18 protein-coding genes and 1 pseudogene are annotated in these 15503 nt (G+C 56.4%); 5 read left to right on the top strand and 14 right to left on the bottom strand.

The genetic code is table 11. The annotated features are described in order from the left end of the window. Positions 1-94: 94 nt before the first annotated feature. Positions 95-1087, top strand: a complete 993-nt coding sequence (locus TKWG_RS15515; protein ID WP_014751741.1) for an adenosine deaminase — start codon at positions 95-97, stop codon at positions 1085-1087. 27 nt (positions 1088-1114) lie between these two features. Here TKWG_RS15515 and TKWG_RS15510 read toward each other — a convergent pair whose 3' ends face one another. The 6 genes from TKWG_RS15510 to TKWG_RS15490 all read right to left on the bottom strand — a co-directional run bounded on the left by TKWG_RS15510 (position 1115) and on the right by TKWG_RS15490 (position 7056). After that, positions 1115-2209, bottom strand: a complete 1095-nt coding sequence (locus TKWG_RS15510) for an extracellular catalytic domain type 1 short-chain-length polyhydroxyalkanoate depolymerase (RefSeq protein WP_014751740.1) — start codon at positions 2207-2209, stop codon at positions 1115-1117. A 232-nt stretch (positions 2210-2441) separates the two neighbouring features. After that, positions 2442-3893 carry a chorismate-binding protein gene (locus tag TKWG_RS15505; RefSeq protein WP_238534430.1) on the bottom strand — a complete coding sequence of 484 codons (1452 nt, stop codon included), beginning with the start codon at positions 3891-3893 and terminating at the stop codon, positions 2442-2444. A gap of 424 nt (positions 3894-4317) precedes the next feature. Beyond that, positions 4318-4428, bottom strand: coding sequence for a hypothetical protein (locus TKWG_RS27230; RefSeq protein WP_407636932.1), 111 nt, complete (start codon positions 4426-4428; stop codon positions 4318-4320). Then, entirely contained in the window at positions 4380-5393 is a 1014-nt protein-coding gene (locus TKWG_RS15500) for an iron chelate uptake ABC transporter family permease subunit (protein WP_014751737.1), read from the bottom strand. Before TKWG_RS15500 ends, TKWG_RS27230 begins: the two co-directional genes overlap by 49 nt. Next, positions 5390-6289, bottom strand: coding sequence for an iron chelate uptake ABC transporter family permease subunit (locus TKWG_RS15495; protein WP_014751736.1), 900 nt, complete (start codon positions 6287-6289; stop codon positions 5390-5392). The genes TKWG_RS15500 and TKWG_RS15495 overlap by 4 nt, the downstream gene beginning before the upstream one ends. Continuing rightward, positions 6286-7056, bottom strand: a complete 771-nt coding sequence (locus tag TKWG_RS15490) for an ABC transporter substrate-binding protein (protein ID WP_407636931.1) — start codon at positions 7054-7056, stop codon at positions 6286-6288. The genes TKWG_RS15495 and TKWG_RS15490 overlap by 4 nt, the downstream gene beginning before the upstream one ends. Positions 7057-7074: 18 nt before the next feature. Here TKWG_RS15490 and TKWG_RS15485 point away from each other — a divergent pair, with 18 nt between their 5' ends. After that, positions 7075-7260 carry a hypothetical protein gene (locus TKWG_RS15485; protein ID WP_014751734.1) on the top strand — a complete coding sequence of 62 codons (186 nt, stop codon included), beginning with the start codon at positions 7075-7077 and terminating at the stop codon, positions 7258-7260. A 28-nt stretch (positions 7261-7288) separates the two neighbouring features. Here TKWG_RS15485 and TKWG_RS15480 read toward each other — a convergent pair whose 3' ends face one another. The 4 genes from TKWG_RS15480 to TKWG_RS25225 form a co-directional block, all read right to left on the bottom strand. Further along, entirely contained in the window at positions 7289-8056 is a 768-nt protein-coding gene (locus TKWG_RS15480) for an ABC transporter ATP-binding protein (RefSeq protein ID WP_014751733.1), read from the bottom strand. Between the two features lie 240 nt (positions 8057-8296). Next, on the bottom strand, positions 8297-9319 hold the full coding sequence (locus TKWG_RS15475; protein ID WP_014751732.1) for an amino acid ABC transporter substrate-binding protein: 1023 nt from the start codon (positions 9317-9319) through the stop codon (positions 8297-8299). 201 nt (positions 9320-9520) lie between these two features. After that, positions 9521-9883: a VTT domain-containing protein gene (locus TKWG_RS25230; RefSeq protein ID WP_014751731.1), complete on the bottom strand. Its 363-nt coding sequence runs from the start codon at positions 9881-9883 to the stop codon at positions 9521-9523. Beyond that, positions 9880-10041: an SNARE-associated domain-containing protein gene (locus TKWG_RS25225; protein WP_014751730.1), complete on the bottom strand. Its 162-nt coding sequence runs from the start codon at positions 10039-10041 to the stop codon at positions 9880-9882. The genes TKWG_RS25230 and TKWG_RS25225 overlap by 4 nt, the downstream gene beginning before the upstream one ends. A 301-nt stretch (positions 10042-10342) precedes the next feature. Between TKWG_RS25225 and TKWG_RS15465 the strand changes: the two genes are divergently transcribed. From TKWG_RS15465 to TKWG_RS15455, 3 genes are all read left to right on the top strand, one after another. Then, positions 10343-10921, top strand: coding sequence for a DJ-1/PfpI family protein (locus TKWG_RS15465; RefSeq protein WP_014751729.1), 579 nt, complete (start codon positions 10343-10345; stop codon positions 10919-10921). Positions 10922-11059: 138 nt separating this feature from the next. Then, entirely contained in the window at positions 11060-11749 is a 690-nt protein-coding gene (locus TKWG_RS15460; protein ID WP_014751728.1) for a glutathione S-transferase family protein, read from the top strand. Positions 11750-11903: 154 nt separating this feature from the next. Beyond that, positions 11904-12458, top strand: a complete 555-nt coding sequence (locus TKWG_RS15455) for a copper chaperone PCu(A)C (RefSeq protein ID WP_081489310.1) — start codon at positions 11904-11906, stop codon at positions 12456-12458. Here TKWG_RS15455 and TKWG_RS15450 read toward each other — a convergent pair. The 4 genes and pseudogenes from TKWG_RS15450 to ybgF form a co-directional block, all read right to left on the bottom strand. After that, positions 12445-13838: pseudogene (locus tag TKWG_RS15450) on the bottom strand (chloride channel protein). The gene TKWG_RS15455 and the pseudogene TKWG_RS15450 overlap by 14 nt on opposite strands. A 4-nt stretch (positions 13839-13842) precedes the next feature. Further along, complete coding sequence (locus tag TKWG_RS15445) at positions 13843-14409, bottom strand: alpha/beta fold hydrolase (protein WP_014751726.1); 567 nt, start codon at positions 14407-14409, stop codon at positions 13843-13845. After that, positions 14409-14681: an alpha/beta fold hydrolase gene (locus TKWG_RS21790; RefSeq protein ID WP_014751725.1), complete on the bottom strand. Its 273-nt coding sequence runs from the start codon at positions 14679-14681 to the stop codon at positions 14409-14411. The genes TKWG_RS15445 and TKWG_RS21790 overlap by 1 nt, the downstream gene beginning before the upstream one ends. A gap of 65 nt (positions 14682-14746) precedes the next feature. Next, positions 14747-15427 (bottom strand): tol-pal system protein YbgF, encoded by a 681-nt coding sequence (gene ybgF, locus TKWG_RS15440; RefSeq protein ID WP_014751724.1) that lies wholly within the window; start codon positions 15425-15427, stop codon positions 14747-14749. Positions 15428-15503 lie beyond the last annotated feature (76 nt).

The following is a 15503-nucleotide window of genomic DNA, read 5'->3' as shown; positions in this document are numbered from 1 at the left end:
GGCGGCCTGCTTTGGCGCGTGCACGCTACAATAGCGCCTAAACACAAGCGCAATGTGGCGCGCTGTTGCCATCAGAATCCAATCAGACATCCTAATGAACGCCGAACGTTTAGAGTTTATCCGCAAGCTGCCCAAGGCTGAATTACATTTGCATATAGAAGGTACACTGGAGCCCGAATTGATTTTCCGGCTTGCGCAACGCAACGGCGTGACCTTGCCATATCCATCTATACAGGCACTGCGCGATGCGTATCAGTTCACTGATCTGCAATCGTTTCTGGATCTGTACTACGCCGGCGCGGCAGTGCTGATTACCGAAGCCGATTTCTATGAGATGACCATGGCTTATCTGGCGCGGATAACGCAGGAGGGCGTAGTTCATACCGAAATCATGTTCGACCCGCAGACCCACACCGAGCGTGGCGTGCCAATAGCAACGGTGTTTGCCGGCATTGCGCGCGCCTTGCGCGAGGCCAGGCAGACCTGGGGCATTACCTCGTGTCTTATCATGAGTTTTCTACGGCATCTGTCCGAGCAAGACGCCTTTGATACGCTGGAGCAGGCTTTGCCATTGCGCGAACAGTACAGTGACCTGTGGCTGGGAATCGGCCTGGATTCGGGCGAACAGGGCAATCCACCGGAAAAATTCGAACGCGTGTACGCGCGTTGTGGTCAATTGGGCTTTTATCTGGTCGCTCATGCGGGCGAAGAAGGGCCAGCCGCTTATGTAAGTAATGCACTGAACCGGCTGAATGTGATTCGCATTGACCACGGTGTGCGCAGTGAGGAAGATCCGGTCTTGTTGCAAACGCTGGCTGCCAGAAAAATACCGCTCACCGTCTGCCCGTTATCGAATCTGAAACTCAAGGTGGTCAGCGATATGCGCGAGCATAATCTGAAGCGCCTGCTGGATCAGGGTCTTTGTGTGACGATCAATTCAGATGATCCCGCCTACTTTGGCGGCTATCTGCTCGATAACTATGTTGCGGTTGCCGACGCGCTCGGATTGAGCGACCAGGAACTGATCACCCTTGCCAACAACAGCATGCAGGCTCGTTTTCCGGTGTTCCTGACGCAACCCTGCTGAGGCCGACGCCCGTTGCCAATTTGTGGCCTATGACGCTTTGTCACTGCGCTGATGCATCCGGAAAAACTGCATGATCAGGCTTGAAGCATTCGGGCCATCCGAAGTGTTGAAATCGAGCCTGCTGTCGCCACCGCTCCAGGCATGACCCACTTTTCTGAGCTGGCACAATCGCACAATACTCTTGCGGGCGCGTTTGAAATCAAACTGCGTGTATTCGCGCGAGGTCTGTTCACCCACTGGTTTCTCGATAGGCTGCGCCTGGTCATCAAAACCATTGAGCCAGGCAAACTGACGCGCCAGCTGTTCGCCGTTATTGGCCGATACCACCCTGTCGAGTTGGCCTTGCAGAATCAACGCAGGCAGGTAGTCGTGGCTGGCAGTCAGGGTTTCGCTGGCGGCCTTGAGTGCTGTTAGCGGATCATTCAAGGTACCGCGCCGCATCGTTTGCAAACCGCTGGACAGGCTGCTGGCATTGCCCATGACAGGTCCGGAATGCAGGGCCACCGCGGCAAACAGCCGGGGATGACGCAAGGCCAGCAGGCTGCCCATGCCGGCGCCGGCCGACATGCCTGCCAGATAGATTCGCGTCTTATCCATTTTGTGGCGCCGTATCAGATTGCGCACCAGCGCGGCAATCGCGTCTGCTTCTGCATAACCATGTTGCTGATCGGGTAGATACCAGCGCCAGCAGCGCAGGCTCTGGCGCTGTCGCGATTGCTGTGGATATAAAACGACCATGCCGGATCTGGCGGCATGCTGGTTCATTCGTGTTCCCTGTGCGAATTCGGTGGCTGTCTGTTTACAACCGTGGAGCATGACCAGCATGGCGCTGCCTTGCATTTCGTGCGATGGCGGTACATACAGGAAATAGCTTAGGCGCTGAAAAAACAGGGAGATCGTCGCCGGCACCTTGAAGAGCCGTTCCGTCCAGGAACCATGACGGAACGGCGGCGGAACGGGTTTTTTTGCCGGACGCAACACGGCGGCAGGCGAGGGCGGAAACAGCGGGTTGTGGTTGAAGGCCGAAGCGGCCAGCTTCATATTCGATCGTGTGGCCCTGATCAGTGCGTTGCTCTGCTGGCGCGCAATTTTGCGGGCGGTTTTAAGAAAAATGGAGCTCATGCTGCGAGCCATAATGTGGTATCCCCACGGTAAAGTAGCGTTAACCGGTATTCACCTGGCGAGGGTCGCACAGGGGCGGTTCTTGCATGAAATACTAAGATGTCTGTGTGAAGATATCACGTAAATTATCAATTATTGTATTTTCCTGCCCCGGCAGCCATTGCAGTACATGTCTGCAGCGGGGTTGCCAGCCACGTGCAGGCAGCACAGAAGGCGCCTTGTTACAGCGATTTCAGACTGCTTTAAGACGGACCGGAATGCACCCGCGCAGGGCATTGGTCAGGACAATGGCATCGGCCGCTTGCAGCATGGCCCGGGTGATGCGACCTTCGGTGACATGATCTGTCTGCAGGTACTGTGTCGGGTTGGCCAGCACTTGCGCGCGCATGACACCGGGTAAAATATCCAGGGCCAGGGCCGGTGTCAGCCATGCACCACAATGGTGAATAAAGACCGATGTGCGTGCACCTTCGAGCAGCTCACCATCATGATTGAAATACAGCACGTCGAAATCGCCTGAAACCGTTGCCTGCTTCAGGTCATCGTCATAATGTTTGCGCCATGTCGTTTTAAAGCGACGCAGGGGGTCACATACCTGTAGCCGGCGTGCTGCGATGCTTACACAGGGCAGGCCGGTTTCGGACGGCGGCATAGAGGTGTCCAGAGGGAAGGCAGCGATCTCGCAGGTTCCGTCCTGGGCCAGCATCGCGCGCACGCGCAGTCTTGCGTGCGACGGCTGTGCGCTAATGAATTGCTGCAGCTGTCGTGTCAAGGCAGCCCGGTCGGCGGCAAAACCCAGGCTTTGGGCCGAGGCATGCAAGCGTTCAATATGCCTGTTCAGCAGTGCACAATGGCTTTGCTCGACCAGCATGGTTTCAAATAACGCAAATCCGGCAGGGACGGCGTGCAGAAAACGGGACTTCCAATGGATTTCCTCGTACTCCGATTGTGCCGTACTGTCGTACACAATGCCGCCGCCTACGCCCATGACCCCGGTACAGGCAAGGGCCTGGTCGCGCGCCGGCTGCAGGGTCAGGGTGCGGATGGCAACATTGAAACAACCTTTGGCGCCCATTGTATTGCCGGACGCTTGCAAATAGCCGATGCTGCCGGTATACAGGTCACGCGGCGCTATTTCACTGTCTGCGATATAGTGCATACTCATTTTCTTCGGGGCGCCGGTAATGGAGCCGCAGGGAAACAGCGCGCCAATCACATTTGCCATAGTAATGCCGGGTCGCACCTGGCAGTCAATGGGCGTAGTCATTTGCAGTACCTGGCCAAAGCGTGTCACTTTAAACAGCTCCTGCACCTGTACGCCGTTGGGTTGAGCCAGCATGGATAAATCATTGCGCAACAGGTCCACGATCATCAGGTTCTCGGCCCGGTTCTTGCTGTCGTTGCGCAGCAGGGCGGCCAGCGCCTCGGGATCGTCGCCTGGTTGACAGGCAAGGGTTCCCTTCATGGGTTCGGCGCCAATTATGCCGTTATCATCAATGCGGATAAACAGCTCTGGAGACAGGCACACCGTCCACGGCGCCATGCGCTGATGCGGCAGCCAGGCCAGCACGCCGTAGGGCACCGGTTGCCTGGCACGCAGTGCGCAGTACAGCGCCAACGGCGAGCCATAAGTCTCGAAGTATTGTCTTGCGGTGTAATTGATTTGATAGAAATCGCCACGCACGATGGCCTGGTGCAATCGGTCAAACTGCTGCCGGTAACTGTCAAACGCCGGCAGCAATTGCAGATTGCACAGCCTGCGGGCTGCAGATCCGGATCATGCGCATGCGCCTGTCGGATCAGCCAGTGCTCAATCTGCTCATCCGATAGCGTTGTCGCTTGTGAAAACCAATGGATGTGCATGGCTGCGCCTGCGCGCTGCGCTGCCTGTTCGGCATCGGCCACGCCGAACTCATAGGGAATGAAAATAGCCGGGTGCAGTGCCTGTGCCCAGCCGCGCGCCAGCACGATATCCAGGTCTGCCAGTTGTGCGGGAGCGACGGTGTCTGAGCGTACAAACGCCTCCAGCAGCGTGGCCTGCCGGGTAACGGCGTCATCAAATAGAACAAACGGTGGCAATGTGTCCATGGCACGCAATGATACCGGAATTACGCCTTCTGCCTTCGAGTAAACTGCCAAAGAAAATAGACGGCGCCGATGAAGGTGGCAATCAGGCCGGTGGGAACTTCATAGGGGAACATAATGTGTCTGCCGAGCAGATCGGCACATAACATGATAATAATGGCAATGGTCGAGGAGGCCAGCATTTGCGTGCGCAACCCGTGAAAGCCATGGAGCGGGCCAGATGTGGTGCAATCAGCCCGACAAAGCTGGTCGGGCCAATGGTAATGGAGGCCAGCGTAGTCAATGCTGCGATCAATAGAAACAGCAGGGTGCGGGTAAGCATGGGACGCTGGCCGGTGGCGCGGGCGATGGGGTCTCCCAGACGCAGCAGACTCAAGGGGCGTCGTGTCATGCAGGCCAGGATGACCAGCAAAGCGACAATGGCAAAGCGCATGGGCAGATCGTTCTGCAGCAGGCTCATGTAGGTATCACCGGATATCCATATCAACAGCTGCTGGATCTGTTGCATGCCGCTGGCCAGGGTCAGGGTCAGCAGCGAACTGAATAGCTGCGTGAGCGCCATGCCGGTCAGCAGGATTTTTTCGGGTTGGAACTGGTTGCGCGCATTGATCAGCATGACAAACAGCAGGCTGGCAAACGCGCCGCCAATGCCGCAGACCAGGTACAGCACCGGCGAGGGCGCGGGCACCAGCATCATTAACCCGATCAGGCCCAGTCCGGTCCCGGAGGTGACGCCCAGAAATTCGGGCGAGGCCATGCTGTTGTTGGTCATGTTCTGAATCAACGTGCCGGCGCAGGCGATGGCAATGCCAAACAGAATCGCGGTTAGCGTGCGATTTTCAGTGAACAACGCGATAGTCGGATCAATCTGGGCAACCAGGGTCCAGTTGCCGGCGACATCGTGCGTGATATGCGGCAGGAACACAAAACATCCAATGGCAAGCGTAATCAACAGCAGCATGCGCTTGCGCAGCAGCGATGCAGGATGGCGCACCCCTACATGCAGCGGAGCTACTTCCTGGCGTGTATGGCTGCGCTGTTTCATGAGCAGAAACAGCAGCACCGGCACACCCAGCAGCGCCGTCACGGTTCCCGTCATGATGCTGTTAGGCCAGAGGTATGTGGCCAATTGCAGGCAGAATCAGTAATGGACAGCAGCATGGCGCCAAACAGCATTGCATAGCCCCATTGCTTGCGTATATCGGTCACACCCAGAGAACGGGCGATCACCGGCGCGGCCAGGCCGACAAAGGCAATGACGCCGACACTGCTTACCACGATTGCAATCAGAAACGAGACAAGCACAAAGCCGGTAATGCGCACCAGACGGACATTGACGCCGACGCTTTTGGCCAGCGTACCCTGCAGCGAAAAGGCGCGCAGCGAGGGCAGCAGAAACCAGGACAGCGGCAGGCACAACAGGGTTTGCCAGGCGGTGCGCAGTGTAGGCTGCCAGGAGTCCTGGCTGAGTGAACCGGCGCCCCAGATGATAAGCCCATAGAGACGGTCCGGGTTAAGGATCAGATACATATTACTTAGCGTGGTCAGCAACAGCGTGAGCATCAATCCGATCAGAATCAGGGTGTTGCCGGCGCTGCCGGCGCGCCGGATAAACAGTACGATGACCAGGCTGCTGACCATGCTGCCGGCCATGGCCAGCAGTGTGGAGTCAAATAGCTGCGCCTGCGGAAAGTACATCATGCCCAGCAATAGCGCGAATTGGGCGCCGCTGCTGATGGCCAGCGTGTCGGGGGCAGCCAAGGTGTTCTGCGTGACTTGCTGCAGGATAAAGCCGCCCAGGCCCAGGCAGATGCCGCAAAGCAGCGCCATGGCCATTCTGGGCAGGATGCCATGCCAGAACACCAGTTGTTGCATCGGCGCCTCTGGCGATGCGTCGCTACCCGGTGAGGTGAGCAGGATGACTGCAGCCATCAGGGCAATGGCGATTGCGCAACTGACAAGTGCAAGTGTTCTTGCTGAAAGTGTATATCTCATTTGTTATATCCGGGGAAACGGAAAGCCGCGTTCGAGCCGGCGTTGGCATCCTGCGCCAGCAGGCCGTCCCGGACTGTTTGCGCAAAGCGCAGCACAGTACCCAACCCACCCAGCGTCCAGATGGGCTCGGCAAGAATGACGCGGTTTTTGCGCACGGCCGGCAATGCCTGCCAGATCACGTTTTCCTGTAATTTTCCGGGCAGATCGGCCGGGTAGGGCTTGATGATAAAGATCGTGGTGTCCTCTGGCAAAGCGGCCAGGTGGGTCAGATCTGCACTCTGAAAACCCCACTGATTGACTGCCGCTGTCCAGGCATTGCTGATGCCGATTTTCTCCAGCGCGGTGGAAAAAAGGCTGGGTTTGCCATACACCCGCACATTGCGGGCATCGATAAACTGGATGACCGCTACCGGCTGGCCGCGATGTTGCACCAGCTGGTCGCTGATCGCTTCAAGCTGATCGCCTACCTGTGCAATATAGCGTGCAGCCTTGTCAGGATGGCCGGTAATTTCGCCGATACGGGTTGCCAGCTCGCTCAGGTTTTGGTAGATATCCTGGCCTGGCGTGTAGACGTCCAGCAGCGTCGTGGGACCGATCCGCTCCAGCAGACCTTTGACGAAGGCATAGTCTTGCGAGGCCAGAATCAGCTCGGGCGCCAGCCGGATCATTCGGTCGGGATTGGGCTGCGCGCGCATGCCCAGATCCAGCGTGCTCTGCGGCATGGCCGGCGAATGGCTCCAGACTTCATAGCTGCTTTTTTCGGCGATCGCTGCGGGAAAATTCCCATGGAAGCCATTGTTTCGGCAATGGTCCAGTCCAGCACGGCAATGCGTTGCGGTGTCTTTTTTTGGCTGTTGGGCGGCGCAGACTCAGTTGGCGTTGCCGCCCTGGGTGGGTTCGTCTGGCTTGCGGCCGGGCCAGTGGCTACTGCGTTTGCCAATAGGCAGGCGCAGATCAGCATGCAACGGTGAATTACAGTGGGCATGGGCATGCTCCGACTCAATTGAAGGCCAGTTGCACACCCGGATGTACGGGATGGCTAATCAGTTGGAGGTCGACATCGTAGATATGCCGCAATTTTTGCTGATCGAGCAGGGCCGCGGGCGCTTCGGCATAGATAAGCCTGCCGGCACGCAGGGCCAGAAGGTGATCGCAGTAACGTGTGGCCAGGTTAATATCGTGGATGACCGCGATCACGCACTGGTTTTCCTGATTCGCCAGCCGTTGCAGCAATTGCATCACTTCAAGCTGATGCTTAAGGTCCAGGGCCGCCAGCGGTTCATCCAGCAGGATATAGGGCGTATTCTGGGCAAGCAGCATGGCAATCCAGACACGCTGGCGCTCGCCGCCCGACAGGGAGTCGAGCAGCGCCGGCATGAAAGCCTCGGTATCGGTCAGGGCAATGGCTCGCGCGATGGCCGAGTCATTTTCGGGGTTGCTGTTGCGCCAGATACTATTCCATGAATAGCGTCCCAGTTCGACCAGTTCGCGTGCGCTCATGTCGGGGATGACCGGCGTATATTGCGGCAAATAGGCCAGTTTGCGCGCGTACTGGCGATTGGACAGCGTATCCACACGGGTATTGTCCAGCAGAATGGCGCCCTGGGAGGGAATATATTCACGCGCCAGCAACTTGAGCAGCGTAGACTTGCCCGAACCATTATGGCCGATCAGTCCGTAGAATTTGCCCCGTTCGAATTGGGTCGTAAGCGGATGCAGCAGGGTTTTGGAAGAGGTTTGAAAACCAGCGTTTTCAATCTGGATCATCACGTATCCGGCAAGAGTAGATCAGAGCTGTGATTGTAAATGATTCTCAATATCCAATCGGGTGTTTTTCTGATATCTGGCATTATTAGCCAGCGTTAGTGGTGCTGTTGGCGCGGCCCTCTGTTGGACAGGGCCCGGATCTTGGGCAGGCGCTGGCATCAAGCCCCTGCATCAGCCAGTGAAAAGGCCCGCGTCTATGGCGGGCCCTTCTGGAAAAACCGGCGATTGTCAAAAGCGCAATTAACGAATAGGCAGCCCGTATTGCAGGCCGCCTTCGGTCCATAAGGCGTTCAGGCCGCGTTTGATTTTCAACGGGCTGCCCTGGCCGACATTGCGTTCAAAGCTCTCGCCGTAGTTACCCACTTGTTTAATAATGTTGTAGGCCCATTTCTCATCCAGTCCCAGGTTTTTGCCCGCGCCCGGCGTGGCGCCCAGCAGGCGCTGGATATTGGGATTGGTGCTTTTGAGCTGTTCGTCGACATTGGCCGTGGTCACGCCCAATTCCTCGGCATTGACGGTGGCCTGAAAGACCCATTTGACGATATTGAGCCAGGCGTCGTCGCCCTGGCGTACAAAGGGCCCCAGCGGCTCTTTGGAAATGATTTCCGGCAGCACTTCATAATCGTCCGGCGAGGACAGTTTGGAAATGCGGATGGAGGCCAGGCCCGAGGCATCGGTAGAGAAGACGTCGCAACGGTTAGTTGCAAAGGCATTGACTACCTCGTTGAATTGATCGAATACGACTGGTTTGTACTCCACCTTGTTGGCGCGGGCCCAGTCTGCCAGCGTGTTCTCATTCGAGGTGCCGGTTTGCAGGCAGATGGTTGCGCCATTGAGTTCTTTGGCGCTTTTAACGCCAAGCTTCTTGGACACCAGAAAGCCCTGTCCGTCATAAAAATTGACCCCGGCAGCGATCAGGCCCAGCGCCGTATCCCGCTGTTGCGTAACGGTCGTGTTGCGGGTAAGGACGTCAACTTCGCCCGATTGCAGGGCAGTAAAGCGCTGCTGAGAGTTCAGCGGTACGATCTTGAATTTGCTGGCATCGCCAAAAACCGCGGCGGCAATACTTTTGCACAAATCAACGTCCAGGCCCTGCCACTGGCCTTTGGCATCAGGCGCAGAAAAACCGGCAAAGCCAGTCGTGGCGCCACACACCACAGCACCGCGTTGTTTGACATTATCCAGCGTTGCCGCATGGGTGAGGCCAGGGACGGTGGCTGCGAGCGCGAGCGTAGCAAGTGAGGCTTTCAATAGGGTGGACATAGCAGACTCCAGTTTAGGGTTACAGCATAAAGCAAGAAGATAGACTGCTTTTCAGTCATCGAAAAACAACCATTTCTTTGAATCTTATTACGGAATGTAATAAAAGAAAAGGCACCTAACCGTAACCCGTGGTTATTCGGGTTGCGATACGGTGCCTGCCTACACGCTACGACACGCACGTTACGCGCCCGCGCGTCATGGTTATTTGCCTGCCTGTTTTTCCTGACGGTTTTCTTTCCACAGCTTGTAAATGTGCCAGGCCATCGGCAGCACGGAAATAATCACGATGCCAAGGGTAAACAGTGACAGGTTCTCTTGCACCCAGGTAATGCGGCCCAGGAAATAACCTGCCAGCACCAGCAGGAATATCCACAGGAACCCGCCTAATACGTTATAGAACGCGAAATGGCGCCGATCCATGCCCGAGAGCCCGGCCAGGAACGGGGCGATGGTGCGCACGATAGGAATAAAGCGCGCCAGAGTAATGGTAGAGCCGCCATACTTTTCAAAATAGGCATGGGTTTTATCAATATGACTCTGCTTGACCCAGCCCTTGCGGATCAAAGTCTGCCCAGGGGTGATCGACCGATGGTGTAGTTGACATAGTCGCCGAGCACTGCGGCGGCAAACAGCATAACCATATACCAGAAGGGCGGGATACCGCTGATACCCATGAAGGCGCCGACCGCAAAGAGCAGAGAGTCACCGGGCAGAAACGGCATGACGACCAGGCCGGTTTCCAGAAACAGAATCAGGCAACCAGGCAGATACCCCAGCTCCAGTGATCGTGCAACATGGCCATCAGGGCCTGATTGTCGTGGAGCCAGCCAAACAGCGAGGAAAAATTCATAAATAATGTGCTAAACAGATGAGGCCGCCGTGCAGTGCAGGCAAGCCGTTGAAAAGAGTCAGCTAATAGTAATATGGAATAGGTATTTATACCGTTTGTTCATGAAATTATCATAATTTTTTACATTGAACACGCTATGATGAATGCTCGTTCACACAACCAGGAGTATTGCAATGTCCAGGAAGATTCTGATGCTAGTGGGTGATTATGCCGAAGACTACGAAACCATGGTGCCGTTCCAGTTTCTGTTGGGCGTTGGCTACGAAGTGCACGCTGTCTGCCCCGATAAAAAGGCCGGCGACAAAATAGCAACGGCTATCCACGATTTCGAAGGGGACCAGACATACTCGGAAAAACGGGGTCATAATTTTGCCATCAACCATGACTTTGCCCAGGTAGATACCGGCGATTATATCGGCCTGGTGATCCCTGGTGGTCGGGCTCCGGAGTACCTGCGCAATACCCCGCGCGTGCTGGAAATTGTACGCGAATTCGATGCTGCCAAAAAACCGATAGCAGCCGTGTGCCATGGTGCCCAGATCCTGGCTGCTGCCGATGTGATTCGAGGGAAAAAATGTTCCGCCTACCCGGCGTGTGCTGCAGAGGTGACGCTGGCTGGCGGGCACTATCAGGATATCGCCGTAGACAGCGCCGTAACGGACGGGCATTTGGTCACCGCGCCCGCATGGCCTGCACATCCGGCCTGGATGGCACAGTTCATCAAGGCGCTGGGCGCAACTGTTACGCTGTAATTTGGGCACCTGTCCGTTTTTGTAAGCGGCGCTTGCTACAGCCTGGCAGGTACCTATAGTATCGCGTGCCGGCGACGCAACCCCGGATATTGTGCCGGGGTGGGCATCCGCATTTTTTCTACTGGGAGTTTGAGTTTCATGTATATCCTTCATATTGCCAATAAAAACTATTCCTCGTGGTCCCTGCGACCGTGGATCTTGCTAAGACAACTCGATATTGCCTTTGATGAAGAGATGCATCCGTTCCAGGCCGATATCCAGGCACAACGCGAACAATTCCTGGCATTTTCACCCAGTGCAAAAGTGCCTGTGCTGCAGGATGGGCAAACAGTTGTCTGGGATAGCCTGGCCATTGCCGAGTATCTGGCCGAGGCGCATGCAGGTGTGTGGCCCGATGATCGTGCAGCCCGTGCCTGGGCGCGCGCGGCGTCCTGCGAGATGCATTCCGGATTTGCCCATTTGCGTGAACGCTGCACCATGAACTGCGCGGTGCGCGCCAGGCCGAAAACCGTGACGGCGCCGTTGCAGGCAGATATTGAGCGCATCAATACACTGTTTAACGAGGGCTTGTCACGCTTTGGCGGGCCGTTCCTGGGTGGGGCGACGTTTACTGCCGTCGATGCCATGTTTGCGCCGGTCATATTCCGGATCCAGACCTATGGTTTGCCGATGCAAGGCGCTGCCGCCGATTATGTAGCACGCATGCTGGCCTTGTCGGGTATGCAGCAGTGGTATGCGCAGGCATTGCAGGAGCGCGAGATCGATGAGGCGCATGAGCAGGATGTGGGGCGCTACAGTGATATCATCGCTGATGAACGGCAGAAATGATTGCAGCCCACTGTTGTGGCTGAATCCAAATGGCTTGATTAGTATGGCTTGATTTGATTTAAATCAAGCAGGTAGCCATGACCGAGACCAAACCGGCGCCATCGTGTTTTTGTCCGGCGTAATATTGTCCTTTTTTATTTATTAGTTTGGAAGAATGATGAAAAAATTAGTTCTGGCTTTCACCATACTGGGTGCAACGACAGCCTCTTTGTATAGCACACTGGCTCTGGCCGATCATCAGGGTGGCAGCCACGGCGGCGCTCATGGTAATCACGCGATGCACGCCAGCTCAGAGCGCGCGCCGAGCACCGTGAAGGGCTCTGATCATTTGCGTGTTCAGGACTGCTGGATCCGTCTGCTGCCCAAGGTTGCGCCGTCCGGCGGGTTCTTTGTATTGCACAACGAGGACAAGTCCGAACCGGTTGTATTAAAAGGTATTCAAACCGATGCGTTTGGCATGAGCATGCTGCATGAGACCACCGAGAAAAACGGCATGTCAGCCATGGCGATGGTGCCCGACGTTACCATTGAGCCAGGCCAATCCTTGTCGTTCAAACCGGGTTCCTATCACGCCATGCTGGAAAAGCCCAAGGCAGATTTAAAGGCAGGGCAACAGATCACGGTCAATTTCGAGCTGGGCACCGGCAAGAAAATACCGGTTCAGTGCACGCTCAAGTCGCCATCAGCCCGCAGTTTCAGCGATCAGTAACCGCTCTTACAGGCGCGGCGCCCTGCCGCGCGTCCTCGCTAAGCGCCAATTGCCGGAAGCGTCCGGCAGAATAATGATAAAACGCTTGCGGGCAGATTTGTTTTGATACGACCGTCGCAACCAGGCTGGCCAGCAGCATCCAGAAAAGCATGGCCTGGCTGCCAGACATTTCCATGACGATGACAGAGGCAGTAACGGGCGACTGCGTAGACGCGGCAAGAAAGGCAGCCATGCAAATCAGGACAAATACGCTTTGTGCCTCTTGCATGTTGACAGAATGGGCCAGTTCCACGCCGATGCCGGCACCCGTCGTGAGAGCCGGCGTAAAAATACCGCCGGGAATGCCCGCCCAGTATGAGGCCACCGTGGCTAGCAACTTGGCAATGCTGAAATGTTCTGAATCCTGCGGCAACATCATCAGGCATTTTTAGCGACATCGTAGCTGGTGCCGAACACGCCGCCCGCAGTCAGATAACCCAGGAATGCCACGACCAGGCCCATTAGTGCGGCCATCCATAAAGGATGCTTGTGCACGTGATGCCGCAAGCTTGACGGCATGCAGCCGGCCAGCCCCTTGCTTAGCAGGCGCGCAAAAATACCGCCGGCGACACCGCAGACCACCGCGCAAAGCAATGCCCACAAGAGCATTTTTTCGTGCAGTGGCGACGAATGAAAGCTGCCGAAATAAGGATTGTCGCCGGTCAACGCAACGACGATAAAACCCGCAGCCAGTACGCCCAGCAATACCAGCCGTTGCCAACGCAGATCCAGCCCTTTGCCGATCTCTTCGATGGCAAAAATCACGCCGGAAAGCGGTGCGTTGAATGCGGCGGCAAGCCCGCCGGCGGCGCCGGCTGCAATCCACTCGCGTGTATTGAATCCTTTAAGAGGCAGGCCAATTTTCTGGCACCATTGCCCCCAGGCCAGCATCGCTGCAGCGCCGATCTGTACGGAAGGGCCTTCGCGACCAATGGACGCGCCAGCCAACAGGCCCAGGAAGGTAAGCGGAATTTTCCAGATTGCTTGCGCCAGCGAAACCAGCCGCAGTTTGCCGGGCGAGTCGCGGTGCAGTGACAGGCTGGCGATGACTTGCGGAATGCCGCTGCCGGCCGAATAAGGGGCGAAGCGCATGACACACCAGCGTAACAAGACGAAGGCCAGCGGCATGACTAACCAGATCAGATAGGGATAAGCGCGTGTCCACTCACGATTTTTCTCCAGCGCATAGTCGGCCATCATTGCAAAGCCAATGGAAACCAGCGCAACAAGCGCAGCGCCGCAAAGCATCAGGAGCAGCTGTAAAGATTTTTTGGACAGACGCAACGCCTGTCTGGTTTTTCGCTGTACGGAACGACGTATTCTGGGCGCAGGAGATTGCATGCGATTACCGGGCAGGCGTTTCTGGAATGAGTTCCTCAAGAATGATCTGATTGAATGCATGGGGCAGGGCCAGGTTCAGGCCGTGCGAGGCCGGTGTCAACGTATGGCGTGTCACATGGCTAAAATGCTGCTGCAATGCATCCAGGATAGCGGGGAAGGGAGCCGGGCTGTTCGATCCGCCCATGAGTGTCACAGGAATACCGTATTCGTTAATCCGAGATGGGTTCAGCTCGTATAGCGGCTCGCGGATGATCAGTGGCAGGGTGGCGGCCTGCTCTCGCGTCATCGCCTTGAACCAGGACACCATGCGTTTCCAGGTGCCGGCACCGCTGACGCCGTCAATGAAAATTTCCAGCGCTGTATCCGTATCGCCGTGTTCATATGCTGCCAGCGCCAGATCGCGGTACGGCAGCGCGGGCATGCTGTCTTCCGGCAGTACGGAACCCAGGCCAGGATCAGCCAGCAGCAGATGCGTTACCCGATCAGGACGTCGGCAAGCCATTTCAGCTGCCACGCGGCCGCCGCGGGAATGGCCCAGGACGGCAAAGTGATGAATGCCCAAATGGTCCATCAGGCAAATAGATCCGTCGCATGCTGGTCAATGGAAAAGCGCGCACCTGCATCAGATAGTATGGGCGATACTGGTGGGTAACCCGGCAGGCTGGGCGCAATGACACGCACGGCAGCAGACAGGTCAGGCAATTGCCAGCGCCAGAAACGAAAGTCACATAGTGAGCCATGGACCAGCAACAGACAGGTGGGTGATTGCCCCACGTCCTGGTAGGCAAGGGTGGTACTGGCCAGTGTGAGCGTATGTTGCGGGTATTCGTTTTGCATCGTCATCAAATAAAAAAAGCATCCTGCGACTTCCGGATGCCTTTCGGTAAAAACGGAATCGGGGCCCGAACTTAGCGGAACAGCTCCAGGCGATTCCGGGCTGTATCGGCAGCAGGGGTATTTGGGTATTCGTTCACTACGCGCTGCAAGGTCGCTTTCGCACCTGCAATGTTATTCAATTCTACCTGACTGCCGGCAATCACAAGCAGTGCGTCTCCGGCTTTCGGATCGCGGGGATAGGCCGCAACCATGGATTGCAAGCCCTGTATGGAACCGTTGAAATCCTTGTTCGCATAGCGGCTGCTGCCTTCATAGAAGCGAGCGCTTGGCGCCAGCGGGCTGTTAGGATATTGCTGGGCGAAGCGGTTCAGTGCGGTACTGGCTTCCGCGTAGTTGCCCTGGCGGAACAGATCAAGAGCGCTATCATAGCTTTGCTGCTCGTTCGGGTCACCCACCTGCGGTGATGGAGGAACGTCAGGATTGGCTGCTTGCTGGCCCGATTGCTGAGCCATGCGCGCCTGATGGTTGACCGTTTCAATAGTGCCGCGCAATTGCGTGATCTGTTGTTGCAGATTATTGATTTTATTGGTCAGATCGACGTTGTTTTGCTGGGTTTGTCTTAACTGGGAGCGCAGGTCAAGAATGGCACGCCGAGCATCTTCGTCTTCAAACGCATATGCTTGATTGGCACTCAGACTGAGTACAAGGGCAGATGAGGCAATGAGCAGGGAATGTGATTTCTTCAATTTCATATGGACTCCGTTAAAACAGCAACGCCGCAACGGCAGAACCGTTTGCGGCGCAGTGAGCTTAACCTACAAAGCAGGA

Source organism: Advenella kashmirensis WT001 (genome assembly GCF_000219915.2).
In the GTDB taxonomy this organism is placed as follows: Bacteria; Pseudomonadota; Gammaproteobacteria; order Burkholderiales; family Burkholderiaceae_B; genus Advenella; species Advenella kashmirensis.
This window is presented reverse-complemented; position numbering and strand designations above follow the sequence as displayed.

Coding starts and splice junctions, on each gene's coding strand:
- TKWG_RS15515 (WP_014751741.1), top strand. CDS start 95: ATGAACGCCGAACGTTTAGAGTTTATCCGCAAGCTGCCCAAGGCTGAA.
- TKWG_RS15510 (WP_014751740.1), bottom strand. CDS start 2,209: ATGAGCTCCATTTTTCTTAAAACCGCCCGCAAAATTGCGCGCCAGCAG.
- TKWG_RS15500 (WP_014751737.1), bottom strand. CDS start 5,393: ATGACGGGAACCGTGACGGCGCTGCTGGGTGTGCCGGTGCTGCTGTTT.
- TKWG_RS15495 (WP_014751736.1), bottom strand. CDS start 6,289: ATGAGATATACACTTTCAGCAAGAACACTTGCACTTGTCAGTTGCGCA.
- TKWG_RS15485 (WP_014751734.1), top strand. CDS start 7,075: ATGGAAGCCATTGTTTCGGCAATGGTCCAGTCCAGCACGGCAATGCGT.
- TKWG_RS15480 (WP_014751733.1), bottom strand. CDS start 8,056: ATGATCCAGATTGAAAACGCTGGTTTTCAAACCTCTTCCAAAACCCTG.
- TKWG_RS15475 (WP_014751732.1), bottom strand. CDS start 9,319: ATGTCCACCCTATTGAAAGCCTCACTTGCTACGCTCGCGCTCGCAGCC.
- TKWG_RS25225 (WP_014751730.1), bottom strand. CDS start 10,041: ATGCCGTTTCTGCCCGGTGACTCTCTGCTCTTTGCGGTCGGCGCCTTC.
- TKWG_RS15465 (WP_014751729.1), top strand. CDS start 10,343: ATGTCCAGGAAGATTCTGATGCTAGTGGGTGATTATGCCGAAGACTAC.
- TKWG_RS15460 (WP_014751728.1), top strand. CDS start 11,060: ATGTATATCCTTCATATTGCCAATAAAAACTATTCCTCGTGGTCCCTG.
- TKWG_RS15455 (WP_081489310.1), top strand. CDS start 11,904: ATGATGAAAAAATTAGTTCTGGCTTTCACCATACTGGGTGCAACGACA.
- TKWG_RS15445 (WP_014751726.1), bottom strand. CDS start 14,409: ATGGACCATTTGGGCATTCATCACTTTGCCGTCCTGGGCCATTCCCGC.
- TKWG_RS21790 (WP_014751725.1), bottom strand. CDS start 14,681: ATGACGATGCAAAACGAATACCCGCAACATACGCTCACACTGGCCAGT.
- ybgF (WP_014751724.1), bottom strand. CDS start 15,427: ATGAAATTGAAGAAATCACATTCCCTGCTCATTGCCTCATCTGCCCTT.